This window comes from Micromonospora sp. IBSANI012, from assembly GCF_052814045.1.
This window is the reverse complement of the sequence record NZ_CP199933.1, coordinates 306,825-319,524: the sequence shown is the minus strand read 5'-3', so window position 1 is coordinate 319,524 and position 12,700 is coordinate 306,825. Positions and strand designations below refer to the sequence as shown.

Below are 12,700 nucleotides of genomic sequence, written 5' to 3'. Positions count from 1 at the left end.
ATTCAGAGAAAGCGGGCCTATTGCGCGGCCGGAGGCCACTCTTTCAGAGAAAGTGCGCGCGTCTGGGCGTGCTGGTCGGTCGGTCCGGTGCGTCTCGTGGGGCCGGTGACATTCGTGCGAAGCGGTTTTCGGGTTCGGGGGGTCGGGTACCGTCCGCCAGATGCCGGAGTGGTTGCAAGCGGGTGCCTGGGGTCTGCTGGCCGGTTCGGCACTGCTGATCGGGGCGGTCATCGGGTTCTTCGCCCGGGTGCCCCGCAAGGTGATCGCCTCGGTCATGGCGTTCGGCGCGGGCGTGCTGCTCTCCGCCGTCTCCTTCGAGCTGATCGCCGAGTCGCACGCACAGGGCGGGCTGCTGCCGACCGCGATCGGGGCGGCCGGCGGGGCGCTGGCGTACACCGGGGCGAACCTGCTGCTGGCCCGGCGCGGCGCCCGGCACCGCAAGCGCTCCGGCGACGAGCAGCCCACGGAGCAGGAACAGCCCGGCTCCGGGTCGGCGATCGCGGTGGGCGCGCTGCTGGACGGCGTACCCGAGTCGGTGGTGATCGGCGCGAGCCTGCTCGCCGGCGGCCCGGTCAGCCTGGTCACGGTGGTGGCGGTCTTCCTGAGCAACGTGCCGGAGGGGCTGTCCAGCGCCGCCGGCATGCGCCAGGCCGGCCGCTCCCGGCGGTACGTCTTCCTGCTCTGGACGACGATCGCGCTGGTCAGCGGCGCGGCGGCGCTCGCCGGCTACGCGCTGCTGGGCGGGGCGCCGCCGGAGGTGCTGGCTACCATCTCCGCGCTCGCCGCCGGCGCCATCCTCGCGATGATCACCGACACCATGGTGCCGGAGGCGTTCGAGGACGCCCATCTGCTGGTCGGCCTGATCACGGTCCTCGGCTTCCTGACCGCCTTCGCCCTCTCCCACGCCTGACCACCCGCCGGCCGCTCGCACGCTTGATCCAGTCCTTTTGCGGCGTGTCGCGCTCTCCCGAGACGGGGACACCGCGACACGCCGCAAAGCGCGTGGATCAACCCGGAAGCAACGCGGCACACGACCCCGCCGCGCCCTGCCGCCTCACCGCCCGCCAAAGCGCGTGGATCAACCGGCGGAGCGCGGTTTAGCGGTGGGTTAAGCCTCGGCGGAGAAACCGCCGCGGACTGCGCGCGCCTCTAGCATCGGCGGGTGCGCGTGAGATCCCTTGTCTGCCTGCTCGCCCTCGGTGTCGCCACCGCCACCCTGCCCGCCTGCGGCGGAAGCGGGGGCGGCGCGGCCCCGGTCGCGCGGTCCACCGTGGAGGCGACCGCCCCGACGGCGAGCCCGTCTGGCGGACCGACGGACCGCAGCGGCCTGGGCGGGCCGGGAAAGAGCGCGTCCCCGAAGCCGTCGAAGACCGCCGGCTCGCCGCTGCGGGCGGGCAACCCGAACGGGGGTGCCACGGTCCCGGCCGAGGCGCGGGCGGTGGACACCTCCCGTCCGACCAGGACAGTGGGCACGGGCACCCCGGCGAGCTGCACCTCGGACGCGGTGGTGCGGGCGGTCGCGGCGGGCGGGATCATCACCTTCGACTGCGGCCCCGACCCGGTGACGATCCGGATGAAGGCCACCGCGAAGGTCCGTAACAAGGTCGGGGCGCGGATCGTGCTGGACGGCGGCGGCAAGGTCACCCTTTCCGGGGGTGGTGAGCGGCGCATCCTCTACATGAACACCTGCGACGGCGCACAGGGCTGGACCACCTCGCACTGCCAGAACCAGGACCACCCGCAGCTCACCGTGCAGAACCTGACCTTGGCCGACGGCAACTCCACCGGCGAGCGGGCCGAGGGCGGCGGGGGTGGCGCGATCTTCGTACGCGGCGGCCGGGTCAAGGTGGTCAACTCCCGCTTCACCGGCAACCGTTGCGACCGGACCGGCCCCGACCTGGGCGGCGCGGCGCTGCGGGTGCTCAGCCAGTACGACAACAAGCCGGTGTACGTGGTGAACAGCACCTTCACCGGCGGGGTCTGCGCCAACGGGGCGGCGCTGAGCAGCATCGGCGTCTCCTGGACGGTGCTGAACAGCGTCTTCACCGGCAACAAGGCGGTCGGCAGCGGCGCCAACCCGGCCCGCTCGGGCACCCCCGGCGGCGGCAGCGGCGGTGCCATCTACTGCGACGGCAACGAGTTCACCGTGCGCATCGCCGGCACCCGCATCGAGAACAACCACGCCAACGAGGGCGGCGGCGCGATCTTCTTCGTCAGCAACAACCGCACCGGCACCATGCGGATTGAGCACTCGACCCTGCGCCGCAACCCCAGCGACGGCTTCGAGACCCAGGGCCTCCCCGGCATCTTCTTCCTAGGCGCCCGCCCACCCACCATCACCTCCTCCCGCCTGAGCTGACCCGCGCGTCGATCATGAGGTTGTTGCCCGCCGCACCGGGGCGGTTTCTAGGCTTCAGTGCAACTGATCTTGGTTGGGCTGGAGGTGCTGGTGGCGAGGCCGGGTGTGTTGACGTTCGGGCATCGGCAGGTGTTGGAGCATTTGTGGGCCTCGGGTCGGACGATCTCGCAGATCGCTGGGCTTCTCGGGGTGCCGGTGTGCACGGTGTCGCGGGAGGTGGCGCGGAACAACAGTGCTCGGCATGGAACGAAGAATCCGCTCGGGCGGTCGTTGCCGCCCGGGCGGGCTCGTCGCCCGTATCGGTGGGGGTATCAGGCGCAGTGGGCGCAGCGGCGGACTGACGCGGCGCGACGCCGGGCGACAACGTCGAAGCTGGCGGTGGGTACGCGGCTGCGGCAGGTGGTGGCGGGGAAACTGGCTCGTAGGTGGTCTCCGAAGCAGATCGCCGCGTGGTTGCGGGCCACGTTCGCCGACCGGCCGGAGTTGCAGGTGTCCCACGAGACGATCTACCAGGCGATCTACGTGCAGTCACGGGGGAACCTTCGGGCCGAGTTGACCCGGCAGGTGGCCCTGCGGTCGGGGCGCACTGCGCGGCGCCCGCAGTCACGTACCGCGGGTGCCGCCCGTAGCCGGCGGCCCTGGATCGGCGACCTGCACATCAGCGCCCGCCCCGCCGAGGCCACCGACCGGGCGGTGCCCGGGCACTGGGAAGGTGATCTGGTCATCGGCAAGGCCGGCGCCTCAGCGATCGTGACCCTGGTGGAACGCAGCACCCGTTACGTGATGCTCGGCGCCCTACCCAACGGCCGCGACAGCGAAGCCGTCATCGGCGTACTCACCGACCTGACCACGAGGATGCCGACGCACCTGCGCCGCTCACTGGCCTGGGACCAGGGCGTGGAAATGGCCACCCACCCGCAGTTCACCGTCGTCACCGGCTGCCCGGTCTACTTCTGCGACCCCCACAGCCCCTGGCAACGCGGCACCAACGAGAACACCAACGGACTACTACGCCAGTACTTCCCCAAAAGCAGCTACGACTTCCGCACCATCGACCAGGCCGGCCTCGACGAGGTCGCCCACGAACTGAACACCCGCCCCCGCCAGACACTGAGCTGGGCAACCCCAACCCAGCGTCTCGCTCAACTCATCACGCCCTGACGATTGCACTCACCACTTGACATCGCCCGGCGTGTCGGGACAACAACTTCATGATCAACGGCGGCGGAGTGGGAGGACTCGGTCAGTAGGGGTTGCCGTGGCCGGGGGTGCGGGCCTTGAGGAGGCCGGCGGGGCGGCCGGGCAGGTCGGGGGCGGTGGACATGGGCGGGGCGGTGGTGCCCGCTCGGGCGGCCATGCCGGCGAAGAGGTCCTTCAGGGCGGTGACGGCGTCCACCTTCGGGTGCCAGCCGAGTTCGCTCTCGGCGCGCTCGCTGGACATCAGCGGCGCGTTCAGGCCCAGCTCCACCCAGCCGACGTCGACCGGTTGCAGCCGAAACCGCCAGCTCAGCGCGGCGGCGGCGCGCAGCACCGGCGCGGCCACCGGGATCGTCCAGCCCTTGAAGTGCCGGGCCACCAGCTCCGGAGTCAGCACCGGGTCCGCGGCGACGTTGAAGGCGCCGCGCGCCTCACCCAGAACCGCCCTGGCGTACGCGTCGGCGACGTCGTCCGCGTGCACCGCCTGCATCCGCAGCCGGCGGTTCGCGGGTACGACGGGGATGCGCCCGAAGCGCAGCAGCCGGACCGGGGCGAGCGGCCCGAGGAAGTACCGGGTGATCTCGGTGCCCGCGTCGCGCTGGAAGATCAGCCCGGGCCGCAGCCGCACCACCCGCACGGTCGGGTGCTCGGATTCGAGGCGGTCGAGCATCGCCTCCACCTCGGCCTTGTCCCGGCTGTACGACGATCCGGGCACCCCGGTCGCCGGCCAGCGCTCGCTGATCGGGTGGTCCTTCGGGCCGGGCGCGTATGTGCCGACCGACGAGGCGTACACCAGGCTGGGAACGCCGGCCCGGACGATGCCGTCGATCACCGCGCGGCTGCCGCCGACGTTGGTCCGGTAGAGCGTGCGCTGGTCATGGCTGGGCTGGATCTGCCAGGCCAGGTGCACGACGGCGCCGGCCCCGGCGAAGAGCGCGGTGAGCTTCCCGTCCGCGCCCGGCGCCCCGATGTCGCAGGAGTGCCACTCCACCCGGTCGTACGGCTCACCGGCGTCCGGGCCGGGCAGCCGCCGGGCCACGCCGACCAGTTCCAGCCCCGGCTCCGGGCGCAGCCGGCGCAGCAGCGCCGTCCCCACGTTGCCGCTGGCACCCACGATGACGATCCGCATGCCGGCTGCCGTACCCGTTGAACCGGACTCCAACCCCCGCAACGGTCAGGGGCGGGGCGACTGGCGTACCCAGCTCTTCTCCTGCTTGCGGCGGCCCTGGGTGGCGGCCAGGCAGCGCGGGCAGATGAAGCCGACCGGGTCGGCCTCGGTGAGCACGTCGGTCGAGGTGTAGTCGAACGGCACGTGCGGGAAGCGGCGCAGCCGGGTGCGGCTGAGCTGGAGCCCGCAGGCGGTGGAGTTCTGGCCGGGCTGCCAGGCGTGCACCTCACCGCCCGGCACCCGTACCCCGTCCGGCCCGGTCTCCTCGCTCGACGCCGCCACGGCCGGGGTGCTGCTCATCCTCATCCCGTCCCGATTCCCCGCTCCCGCCGCTTCAGACCCGGCCGGTTGATCGACTCCGTGTCGCCGACATCGCGCCGTCCCACCCACTTGGAGACCGCCACTTCGCCGACCCGGAGTCGATCAACCGGCGGGCCGGGACACCAGCGCGGCCACCAGGCAGGCGAAGGCGGCGACGCTGGCCACCGTGCGGACCAGGTTCCAGCGCACCCAGGTCGCCTCGAAGCTCTCCCGCACCGCCGCCAGGTCGGCGATCCGGTCCACCGGCCCGGCGGCGTCCAGCCGGTCGTTGAGCGGCACGTTGCACCGCATGGTGATCAGCAGCGTCGCGCCGTAGAGCACCAGCGCGGCGACCGTCCAGGCCAGCGCCCGGCCGCCGGCGGTGAGGTGCAGCGCCACCGCCAGGGCGATCAGCAGCACCGCGCCGAGGAAGGCCGCCAGGAACCACCCGTTGAGGATCCGCCGGTTGATCGACTGCATGGTCCCGACGAAGGTCCGGTCGTCGACCGCGGCCAGGCCCGGCATGACCGAACACGAGTACGCGAAGAAGAGCCCGGCCATGAGCCCGGTGACTCCGGTGGCGGCGGCGAGGGAGATCGTTCTCATGCTTACCAGGCTCACCCGGCGCGGCCGTGTTGACCATGGTCGAGAGGCTCGGGGACATGCGTGGGCGTCTGGGGTCCGCGGGGCACCGGCGTGCGGCCGGAAGCCGGAAGGCCTCGCCGGCCAAGGTCCGGTAGCCTGAGGGCTCGGGCCGCTAGCTCAATGGCAGAGCTGTGGACTTTTAATCCATAGGTTCAGGGTTCGAGTCCCTGGCGGCCCACAAATCAGCAGGTCAGCGGCTCCTACGGGCGACGCCGAGGCCAGCAGCAGGGCGAGTACAGCAGCGAAGTACAGCAGTAGGCCGTTCATCGGTCGAGCGCCTTGCCGAGTCGCTTGAGCGCGTCGCGGGTGGCCGCCGAAGACACCACCGTGTAGATCTCCATCGTGATGGCGAACTGCGCGTGCCGAAGGATCTGCATGGCCACCCGAGGGTGCACGTCCAGGTCGGCGAGCAGTGAGGCACAGGTGCGGCGGGCGTCCCGGACGGTGATGCGCCGGACTCCGGCCGAGTCGCAGCGGCGGTTCCAGAACCGGTTGAAGTTCCGGGGCTCGACAGGGCGGCCATAGCGGGTGGTGAAGATGAGGTCGGACGGCTGCCAGGCTGGGCCGGCAGCCTCGGCGGCGGCGGCCTGGGCGTCGCGGCGGCGGTCGAGTGCCACGGTGCAGATGTCCGGCAGCGGCAGCGTGGCGTCCGAGGTGACCGTTTTCGTCTCTCGGTGTAGCAGCTGGTCGCCGACCCGCTGGAGCTGCCGGTCGATGGTCAGCTCACCGGCGTCGAGGTCGACATCAGCCCACGACAGCCCCAGCATCTCGCCCTTGCGGAGACCGAGCACCAGGACCAGGACGTAGGCCGCATAGAGCGGGTCATCTTCGGCGCGGGCCGACTCCAGGAACCGGCGAGCCTCGTCACTCGACCACGCCTTCCGCTTGCGGGACCGGACCGGGGGCAGCTTCACCAGCGAGGCGACGTTGCGGGAGATCAGGCCCTCGGTGATGGCCTGGGACAGGATCGTTCGCAGCACGGTCCGCAGGTGGGCAATGCTGGTCGACGACGGGAGATCCTGGCAGCACCGGCCGAGAGCACAGCAGCGACGCTGCGTCGGCTTGCGCCGGCCGTCCTTGCCCTGCGCGCAGCACTGGCAGGTCCGGCCGACGGCATTGATCCAGGTCTGCACATCGCTGACCCGCAGCTTGTCGAGCCGTTTCTTCCCGAGGCCGGGCCCCAGGTACAGCCGTACCGCCACCTCGTACGTAACGTAGCTGCCCGGCGCCAGGTTGGGCTTGACGATCTCCCGCAGCCAGTACACGGCGTACTCCCCCACCGTCGGCGACCTGGTGGCCACCGGTCCAGCCTTGGCCTGGCCGTGCAATTTGATCCACTTGTCGTGGACCTCGTCGCGGGTCTTGCCATAGACCCATTTCCGGCCCCGCTTGCCGTCCGGCTTCTCGACCCAGACGTAGGCGGCGAAGCCGTTGCGGTAGGCGAAGATTGAGCCTTCCCCATTGGCGCGGGCGCGGGCGCGGGCGGGCATCAGGCAACCTCCTGCCGGTCGACCTGGTCGCGGATGTACTCATCGACCCACTCGGGCAGGATGCGCCGGTACTTGCCGTCCTTGATCGACCGGAGTTCTCCGGTGGCAATCTTCATCTTGACCTTCGACAGGCCAAAGCCGAGCAAGACGGCGACCTCGGCGGGCGAATACCACTTCGGGGCGAGCGGGCCGGCGGGGCGGCTCATGGTGATGACCTCCAGGAATCATGCGGCGGGCGTAAGGGCTGACTGGGCGGTGCCGAGTTCGTGGGCTAGTTCTTCGCGGCCGGTGGTTCGTCGTTCGCGGGCGAGGGCGGCGGCGGTGTTGGCGAGGAGGGCGTCTCCGGTGGTGTGCCAGCCGACGCCGGCGAAGGTGAGGGTGCCGACGATGAGGGTGGTGTCGTCGTCGAGGTGGTCGACGGCCCGGAGGGTGTCGGTGTGCTCGGCGGCCTGGTCGTGGTGCTCGTGGCGGCGGAAGGCGACCCGGTTGTCCCGCAGGAGTTGGAAGGTGACCGAGTAGCGGCGGGCTTTGGTGAGGAAGTGGCCGCCGAAGCCGAGCATGTGCGCCCACCGCCGTAGCCGGGCGTACGGGTTGGTGGCCTGTGCTCTGCTGGTCGGTTGGGCGTCAAGGGTGGCTTGACGGGCGGCGATGCAGACCGGGCAGGCGGGGTAGCGGGTGTGGGTGCCGCAGTCGGGGCACTCCCAGCGGTCGACGAAGCCGGGCCGGGGCCGGTGGTCCCGAGGTCGTTGGGACAGTGGGACGGGTGTGCCGGTGGGTCGGCCGATGCGCCAGCAAGCGTCGATGAGGCGGGCGGTGTGGTCGCCGTCGGGGTCGGCGTAGTCGCCGATGGTGTCGGCGTCGAGCCTGACGGAGCGGTGCCCGGTTACCTCGGTGCTCTTGGTGGCGTACTTGGCAAGGTATCCGGCGACCATGCTGTCGGTGACCTCCCCGTCTCCGGTGAGGCTGATGGGTCGGATGTCGACCTGCTCGCCCCAGGCGATTGGCCAGCCCTCGGGCCGGTCGGGGTGGGAAGGGGTGGCGAAGGCGACCTGCTCGGCGGCGTGCCGCAGGGCGTCTTCCAGGTCGCCGACCGTAAACCCGGCCGGCGGGGGCACCACGGAGGCGGGGTCGTCCGGGTCGACGCCGTCGAGGCGCACCAGGGCGTGGAAGTGGACAGCTCCCCGAGCCTGAAACTCGGCCACCTTGCCGTGCGACAACCGGACCGGCGGAACCCTGCGGATGTTGCCCGAGGCGGTGACCACCTCGACGCGGGGAATGCCGCAGCGGCGGGCCAGCTTCGCCAGATGGCGTTCCGCGGCTTGCTTGGTGCGATGCCACAGCTCACCGGAGTAGAGGTTCCAGACGACCTGGTGGTCGTGGTCGTAGCAGTCCAGGCACAACGGCTGCCCCAGCACGACGTCGCCGGGCTCGTGTCGCGCCCAGCAGACGGCGGGGCGACCGTGCTCGCAGACGCCGACGTTGCGGCGGGCGTGACACGGCTCCGACCGGCAATCACAGCGCTTGCGGTTGCCGCAGCTGTGCCGCTTGACCACCCGCACGTGAACGGGACCGAAGGACGGGGCCGTGAAGGTCGGGAACACCGCCGGGTGCTGGGCCACCGTCCCGGGCACACCCTTGCCGCCGACGAGGCCAGCGCGCAAGAGCTGGTAGGCGTCGCGTTGGTAGGTCTGCGCGCAGGACGGGCAGACGGTGGCACGGCGGTTGCCGCAGGCGGTATAGATCGTGGCATCGGGCATGGCGTCGGTGTCCCGCTGATCCAGCACGCGGCCGGTGCCCTGCTCGACGGTGAGGAGCTGCCCGGCAAGGCGGATCGGGCGGGTGCAGCCGGCGGCGGCGCGAACGTGCTCCAGCCAGCCGAAGTAGTCGGGGCGGGTGGCGCGTTCGAACGCGGACCCGGCGGCGGTGTAGGCGTAGACCGGGGGGATGGTGTCGGCGTTCGAGCCCACACCCCGGGCCGAAGTCCGGGGTGTGAGGTCCAGCGTCGAGGCCATCAAGCCGCTACCTCTTCAGTCAGGGTGCGGGTGGTGATGGTGCGTTCGGTGACGATGACCCGACAGGCGCCGCACTGGCGCTTGGTCGGCTCGTGCCGATGGCAGGGAATCTGGGCGGTCTGTGCGCCGCAGCGGACGGTGACCGGTGCCCGGCAGGGCCCGCCGGGAATGACGTGCACCGGCGTGCGGCGGATGTCGAACGGGTGCGGGTCGGCGAAGGCCGGGCAGGTGTGGGTGACCTGCTCGATGTCGACGAGGTGGATGGTCATCGGGCACCACCGGCGATGGTGGTCAGGAGCTGCCCGGCGACGGCCGGGGCGATGCTCAGCCGGTGGGAGAGCTCATCAGCGGTGATGGGCTGGCCGGTGGCCTGTTCGTGCTGCACAGCGGCGAAGCGTGCGGTGGGCAGCAGGTGAGTCGGGACGGTGACGGGCTCCGGCTCCACAGCCGGGGCGGGAGTCGGCTGGGCGGCCGGAGTCGGCTCGGGGGCCGGGGTGATGGCGGCTGGCGGCGCCGGCTCTGCGGTGACCTGCTCGGCCACCTGGACGCGGATCGGTTTGGCCGGCTCGGCGGCCGGAGTGTCCTCCCGCGCGGTGGGGGCGGGGGCGAGGACGAGTTTGACCAGGGCCATGAACGCCAGGGCCGGCACGGCCGAGAGCAGCCAGCCGGAGATTCCGGGCTTGGCGACCGCGAGTTGCGCGGCCAGGGAGAGGCCGGCGGCGGCGATGAGCAGGAACAGCGGGTAGCCGATGGGTGCGCCGGTGCGGCGGCGTCGGCGGATGGTCAGTAGGCAGGCGATGGGGACGAGTTCGGAGATGACCGCGTTGGCCCAGCCGAACCACTCTCCCGTGCCGGCCGGGGAGTTGGCGAGGGTCCAGTCCTTGACGTGGGTGAACGAAGCGGCTCCGGCGAAGCCGGCGACGAGCAGGAGGATGAGGACCAGGACCAGGCCCTCGATGCGGGTGCCGGTGGTGCGGTCAGTGCGGGGCATCGGTGTGCACCTCCCCGGCGGTGACGATGCGTTCTTCGGCGGTGAGGCCGGCGAGTCCGACGCGGATGCCGTTGCAGGTGGCGCAGTGCTCGCCGTCGGCGGCGGTGCAGTCGGTGAGGTGGGCTTCGTGGATGATGCGCAGCGATTCGGCGTAGTAGCCGGACAGGAACCGTTCGAAGGACAGTGCGCCCCGGCCGGCGAAGTCACCGGCGATGGCGGTCACGACGTAGCCGTCCGGGGTCATCCGCTCCTGAGCGGCGAGGTTCGTGAGGGCGGTGGTCATTGGGCACCTCCGTGGCAGTCGAGGCAGCAGCCGTAGCGGCGGGGGATGTAGTAGGGCTGCACGAGGCCGCAGACGCGGCAGGTGCGGCGGGCGCGAAGGGCCTTGGCGATGGCGTCGCGCTGGGCGGGGGTGGCGGCCCGTTTGGGTGCGGCGAGGGAAACCCGGTAGAGGTAGGCGACCCGCTTGCCCCGCCGCCAGAGGAGTTGCGCGACGGGTTCGTGGCCTGCGGGGCGCAGGCCGGCGGCGCGCAGTTGCCGGCGGGTGGCCAGGCCCTCGGGGGCCATCCGGTAGGGGTAGGTGGGCATCCCGTATCGGGTGCCGGTCGGGTCGTAGAAGGTGGCGGTCATGGCCGGTCTCCCCAGCGCTGCTGGGCGGCTTGGCGGGTGATGCCGAGGCGGGAGCCGATTTCGGCCCAGGAGTAGCCGAAGGCCCGCAGGCCGATGACGGCGTCGGTGATGGCTTGGTCGATGACCGTCGAGAGGGCGGTGAGGTCGCGGAGGGCTTCGACGTCGCCGGTGGCGACGCGGCGGCCGTGGGCGCGGATGATGCGCCGGGCGAAGGCGGCGAACTCGTCGTTCTCGACGACGTCGCGGCGCTTCTGTCGGGGCACGAATGCCGTCAAGGGGTGCTTGACGCTGCTCATCGGTTCTCGCCTCCCTGGGTGTGGAGGCGGTCCCATTCCTTTGCCGCGCCTTCCAGGGCGGTGATGACGTGCTCGGCGGTGCAGAGCGGGTCGTCGTTCCAGGAGTAGGGCGAGGTGTGTTCGTCGATGTAGTTGCCGTCGTCGTCGAACAGGTGGATGGGGTAGTGGTCGTCGAGGTAGTCGACCAGGACGGCGATGGCGTCGAGGTAGGTGTGCCGGTCGTCGGGGTTGAGGTCGGAGAAGTGGTTGACCCGGTGGCCGGCGCAGGCGATGCCGATAGCGCCGACGGCGCAGGCCGGCGGCGTGGGGTGCTCGGCGGGGACGTCGGTGCAGTAGTAGGTGCCCTGGTGCCAGCCGTGCCGGCGCAGGTAGAGGGCAGCCATCCGCAGCAGGTCAGCGGGTGTGACCTGGACTCCGGTGGGTGGGTTTTGGGTAGCCTTCATGGCAGCCACGTCCTTTCGAGGGCTGTTGGCGGAGGGTCGGCAGGACCAGCGGTTGCTGGCAGGCGTTGACTGGTCCTGTCGGCCGTTTCAGGTGGTGCGTAGCCGCAGGTAGCGGCGGTGGCGGGTGTCGTCGCCACCCATCGGGGTCGGCGGGGAGACGAAGACGAGTCGGCCGCTGGCCGAGGCGACCTGGACCATGGCCGCTATCTCGTGCGGCTGGGCGACGATCCACAGCTCGATGAACTGGGCCGCCCGCTGCTGGTTGGCGCGGGCGTAGGTGCGCTCCCGGGTGGTCATGCCGCCAGCCCCAGGTCGAGACGCGAGGCGTCGGGGGCCGATAAGCGGGTGGGGCGGCGGATCCAGGCGGCGTAGTCGGCGATGCCGGCGATTTGGGCGTCCGACAGGTAGGCGACCTTGATGCGGCGGGGGGTGCCGCCTTCGGCGATGAGGTAGGCCGCGCCCTGGTTGGTGGGCTGGATGTCGGTGGCGGTGTAGCCCTGCTCGGCCCAGCCGTGACCGAGCACGATGTTCGAGCTGTTGGGTGTGGTGCAGCGGAACGCGGCGCGGTAGCCGAACAGGTCCCGCAGCGACGTGGGGATGATGTCGAAGGACGGCCGCTGGGTTGCGGCGACCACGGGGATTCCGGCGGCACGCCCGCGTGCGACCAGGTCGCGCAGGAGAGCGACGAACTCTTCCTGCTCCTGCTTGCTGCCAACCGTCGCGGAGTAGAAGGCGATTTCGTCGACCAGGACGGTGATGACCGAGAGTCCGTCGAGGGCGGTGAGTTTGCGGCACCCGTGGGCGCGCAGCCAGGCGTAGCGGTTGTTCATCACGACCTGGAGCCGTCGCAGGACGGTCAGGGCTTCGGCGATGTCGGGGCCGATGAACGCGTCAGCCACGTCTTCCCACTGGCCGAGTTCGACGAGCTTGCCGTCGAGCAGGACGAGCCGGGAGTCCACGCTGAGGGCGGCGTGGGCGGCAATGGCGTTGAGGAGGCCGGATTTGCCTCCGCCGGGTTCGCCGCCGGCGAGGAGGTTGCGGTAGGCGAGGGTGATGTAGACGGCCTGACCGAACTCGTCGATGCCGACGAAGATGGGGTCGAACATCGACAGGCCAGGCCCCACCGGAACCCCCGACGAGGGGGCGGGTGCCGTGGTGGTCATGGGTGC

The 12,700-nt window shown here is 71.2% G+C and carries 17 protein-coding genes and 1 tRNA gene; 4 read left to right on the top strand and 14 right to left on the bottom strand.

The features are described from left to right. The first annotated feature begins 160 nt into the window (after nucleotides 1–160). The 3 genes from ACTWM8_RS01620 (at nucleotide 161) to ACTWM8_RS01610 (ending at nucleotide 3,520) form a co-directional block, all read left to right on the top strand. Nucleotides 161–910 carry a ZIP family metal transporter gene (locus tag ACTWM8_RS01620; RefSeq protein WP_446212232.1) on the top strand — a complete coding sequence of 250 codons (750 nt, stop codon included), beginning with the start codon at nucleotides 161–163 and terminating at the stop codon, nucleotides 908–910. A gap of 252 nt (nucleotides 911–1,162) precedes the next feature. Continuing rightward, nucleotides 1,163–2,359 (top strand): hypothetical protein, encoded by a 1,197-nt coding sequence (locus tag ACTWM8_RS01615; protein WP_446212231.1) that lies wholly within the window; start codon nucleotides 1,163–1,165, stop codon nucleotides 2,357–2,359. A 57-nt stretch (nucleotides 2,360–2,416) separates the two neighbouring features. Further along, nucleotides 2,417–3,520 carry an IS30 family transposase gene (locus tag ACTWM8_RS01610; protein ID WP_446210420.1) on the top strand — a complete coding sequence of 368 codons (1,104 nt, stop codon included), beginning with the start codon at nucleotides 2,417–2,419 and terminating at the stop codon, nucleotides 3,518–3,520. 82 nt (nucleotides 3,521–3,602) lie between these two features. Here ACTWM8_RS01610 and ACTWM8_RS01605 read toward each other — a convergent pair whose 3' ends face one another. The 3 genes from ACTWM8_RS01605 to ACTWM8_RS01595 all read right to left on the bottom strand — a co-directional run bounded on the left by ACTWM8_RS01605 (nucleotide 3,603) and on the right by ACTWM8_RS01595 (nucleotide 5,630). Then, nucleotides 3,603–4,685 carry an NAD-dependent epimerase/dehydratase family protein gene (locus ACTWM8_RS01605; protein ID WP_446212230.1) on the bottom strand — a complete coding sequence of 361 codons (1,083 nt, stop codon included), beginning with the start codon at nucleotides 4,683–4,685 and terminating at the stop codon, nucleotides 3,603–3,605. Nucleotides 4,686–4,730: 45 nt separating this feature from the next. Next, entirely contained in the window at nucleotides 4,731–5,024 is a 294-nt protein-coding gene (locus ACTWM8_RS01600) for a hypothetical protein (RefSeq protein ID WP_446212229.1), read from the bottom strand. Nucleotides 5,025–5,147: 123 nt separating this feature from the next. Beyond that, nucleotides 5,148–5,630, bottom strand: coding sequence for an anthrone oxygenase family protein (locus ACTWM8_RS01595; protein ID WP_446212228.1), 483 nt, complete (start codon nucleotides 5,628–5,630; stop codon nucleotides 5,148–5,150). A 145-nt stretch (nucleotides 5,631–5,775) separates the two neighbouring features. Here ACTWM8_RS01595 and ACTWM8_RS01590 point away from each other — a divergent pair. After that, nucleotides 5,776–5,847: transfer RNA gene (locus ACTWM8_RS01590), tRNA-Lys, on the top strand. An 85-nt stretch (nucleotides 5,848–5,932) separates the two neighbouring features. Here the strand turns inward: ACTWM8_RS01590 and ACTWM8_RS01585 are convergent. The 11 genes from ACTWM8_RS01585 to ACTWM8_RS01535 all read right to left on the bottom strand — a co-directional run bounded on the left by ACTWM8_RS01585 (nucleotide 5,933) and on the right by ACTWM8_RS01535 (nucleotide 12,694). Continuing rightward, the gene (locus ACTWM8_RS01585; protein WP_446212227.1) at nucleotides 5,933–7,159 is read right to left on the bottom strand and encodes a tyrosine-type recombinase/integrase; all 1,227 of its coding nucleotides are present in this window, start codon (nucleotides 7,157–7,159) and stop codon (nucleotides 5,933–5,935) included. After that, nucleotides 7,159–7,365 carry an excisionase family DNA-binding protein gene (locus ACTWM8_RS01580; RefSeq protein ID WP_446212226.1) on the bottom strand — a complete coding sequence of 69 codons (207 nt, stop codon included), beginning with the start codon at nucleotides 7,363–7,365 and terminating at the stop codon, nucleotides 7,159–7,161. Before ACTWM8_RS01580 ends, ACTWM8_RS01585 begins: the two co-directional genes overlap by 1 nt. Before the next feature lie 18 nt (nucleotides 7,366–7,383). Next, nucleotides 7,384–9,171, bottom strand: a complete 1,788-nt coding sequence (locus tag ACTWM8_RS01575; RefSeq protein WP_446212225.1) for a replication initiator — start codon at nucleotides 9,169–9,171, stop codon at nucleotides 7,384–7,386. Next, a complete protein-coding gene (locus ACTWM8_RS01570; protein WP_446212224.1) occupies nucleotides 9,171–9,440 on the bottom strand; it encodes a hypothetical protein in 270 nt (89 codons plus the stop codon). The genes ACTWM8_RS01575 and ACTWM8_RS01570 overlap by 1 nt, the downstream gene beginning before the upstream one ends. After that, a complete protein-coding gene (locus tag ACTWM8_RS01565) occupies nucleotides 9,437–10,162 on the bottom strand; it encodes a hypothetical protein (protein ID WP_446212223.1) in 726 nt (241 codons plus the stop codon). The genes ACTWM8_RS01570 and ACTWM8_RS01565 overlap by 4 nt, the downstream gene beginning before the upstream one ends. Next, entirely contained in the window at nucleotides 10,149–10,445 is a 297-nt protein-coding gene (locus ACTWM8_RS01560) for a hypothetical protein (RefSeq protein ID WP_446212222.1), read from the bottom strand. The genes ACTWM8_RS01565 and ACTWM8_RS01560 overlap by 14 nt, the downstream gene beginning before the upstream one ends. Next, nucleotides 10,442–10,792, bottom strand: coding sequence for an RRQRL motif-containing zinc-binding protein (locus tag ACTWM8_RS01555; RefSeq protein WP_446212221.1), 351 nt, complete (start codon nucleotides 10,790–10,792; stop codon nucleotides 10,442–10,444). Before ACTWM8_RS01555 ends, ACTWM8_RS01560 begins: the two co-directional genes overlap by 4 nt. Further along, nucleotides 10,789–11,088, bottom strand: coding sequence for a hypothetical protein (locus ACTWM8_RS01550; protein ID WP_446212220.1), 300 nt, complete (start codon nucleotides 11,086–11,088; stop codon nucleotides 10,789–10,791). The genes ACTWM8_RS01555 and ACTWM8_RS01550 overlap by 4 nt, the downstream gene beginning before the upstream one ends. Beyond that, nucleotides 11,085–11,531, bottom strand: coding sequence for a DUF6197 family protein (locus ACTWM8_RS01545; protein WP_446212219.1), 447 nt, complete (start codon nucleotides 11,529–11,531; stop codon nucleotides 11,085–11,087). Before ACTWM8_RS01545 ends, ACTWM8_RS01550 begins: the two co-directional genes overlap by 4 nt. Nucleotides 11,532–11,618: 87 nt before the next feature. After that, complete coding sequence (locus ACTWM8_RS01540; protein ID WP_446212218.1) at nucleotides 11,619–11,828, bottom strand: hypothetical protein; 210 nt, start codon at nucleotides 11,826–11,828, stop codon at nucleotides 11,619–11,621. Beyond that, nucleotides 11,825–12,694 carry an FtsK/SpoIIIE domain-containing protein gene (locus ACTWM8_RS01535; protein WP_446212217.1) on the bottom strand — a complete coding sequence of 290 codons (870 nt, stop codon included), beginning with the start codon at nucleotides 12,692–12,694 and terminating at the stop codon, nucleotides 11,825–11,827. The genes ACTWM8_RS01540 and ACTWM8_RS01535 overlap by 4 nt, the downstream gene beginning before the upstream one ends. Between the last annotated feature and the right edge of the window lie 6 nt (nucleotides 12,695–12,700).

Coding starts and splice junctions, on each gene's coding strand:
- ACTWM8_RS01620 (WP_446212232.1), top strand. CDS start 161: ATGCCGGAGTGGTTGCAAGCGGGTGCCTGGGGTCTGCTGGCCGGTTCG.
- ACTWM8_RS01585 (WP_446212227.1), bottom strand. CDS start 7,159: ATGCCCGCCCGCGCCCGCGCCCGCGCCAATGGGGAAGGCTCAATCTTC.
- ACTWM8_RS01545 (WP_446212219.1), bottom strand. CDS start 11,531: ATGAAGGCTACCCAAAACCCACCCACCGGAGTCCAGGTCACACCCGCT.
- ACTWM8_RS01540 (WP_446212218.1), bottom strand. CDS start 11,828: ATGACCACCCGGGAGCGCACCTACGCCCGCGCCAACCAGCAGCGGGCG.
- ACTWM8_RS01555 (WP_446212221.1), bottom strand. CDS start 10,792: ATGACCGCCACCTTCTACGACCCGACCGGCACCCGATACGGGATGCCC.
- ACTWM8_RS01535 (WP_446212217.1), bottom strand. CDS start 12,694: ATGACCACCACGGCACCCGCCCCCTCGTCGGGGGTTCCGGTGGGGCCT.
- ACTWM8_RS01550 (WP_446212220.1), bottom strand. CDS start 11,088: ATGAGCAGCGTCAAGCACCCCTTGACGGCATTCGTGCCCCGACAGAAG.
- ACTWM8_RS01570 (WP_446212224.1), bottom strand. CDS start 9,440: ATGACCATCCACCTCGTCGACATCGAGCAGGTCACCCACACCTGCCCG.
- ACTWM8_RS01580 (WP_446212226.1), bottom strand. CDS start 7,365: ATGAGCCGCCCCGCCGGCCCGCTCGCCCCGAAGTGGTATTCGCCCGCC.
- ACTWM8_RS01560 (WP_446212222.1), bottom strand. CDS start 10,445: ATGACCACCGCCCTCACGAACCTCGCCGCTCAGGAGCGGATGACCCCG.
- ACTWM8_RS01575 (WP_446212225.1), bottom strand. CDS start 9,171: ATGGCCTCGACGCTGGACCTCACACCCCGGACTTCGGCCCGGGGTGTG.
- ACTWM8_RS01565 (WP_446212223.1), bottom strand. CDS start 10,162: ATGCCCCGCACTGACCGCACCACCGGCACCCGCATCGAGGGCCTGGTC.
- ACTWM8_RS01605 (WP_446212230.1), bottom strand. CDS start 4,685: ATGCGGATCGTCATCGTGGGTGCCAGCGGCAACGTGGGGACGGCGCTG.
- ACTWM8_RS01595 (WP_446212228.1), bottom strand. CDS start 5,630: ATGAGAACGATCTCCCTCGCCGCCGCCACCGGAGTCACCGGGCTCATG.
- ACTWM8_RS01600 (WP_446212229.1), bottom strand. CDS start 5,024: ATGAGCAGCACCCCGGCCGTGGCGGCGTCGAGCGAGGAGACCGGGCCG.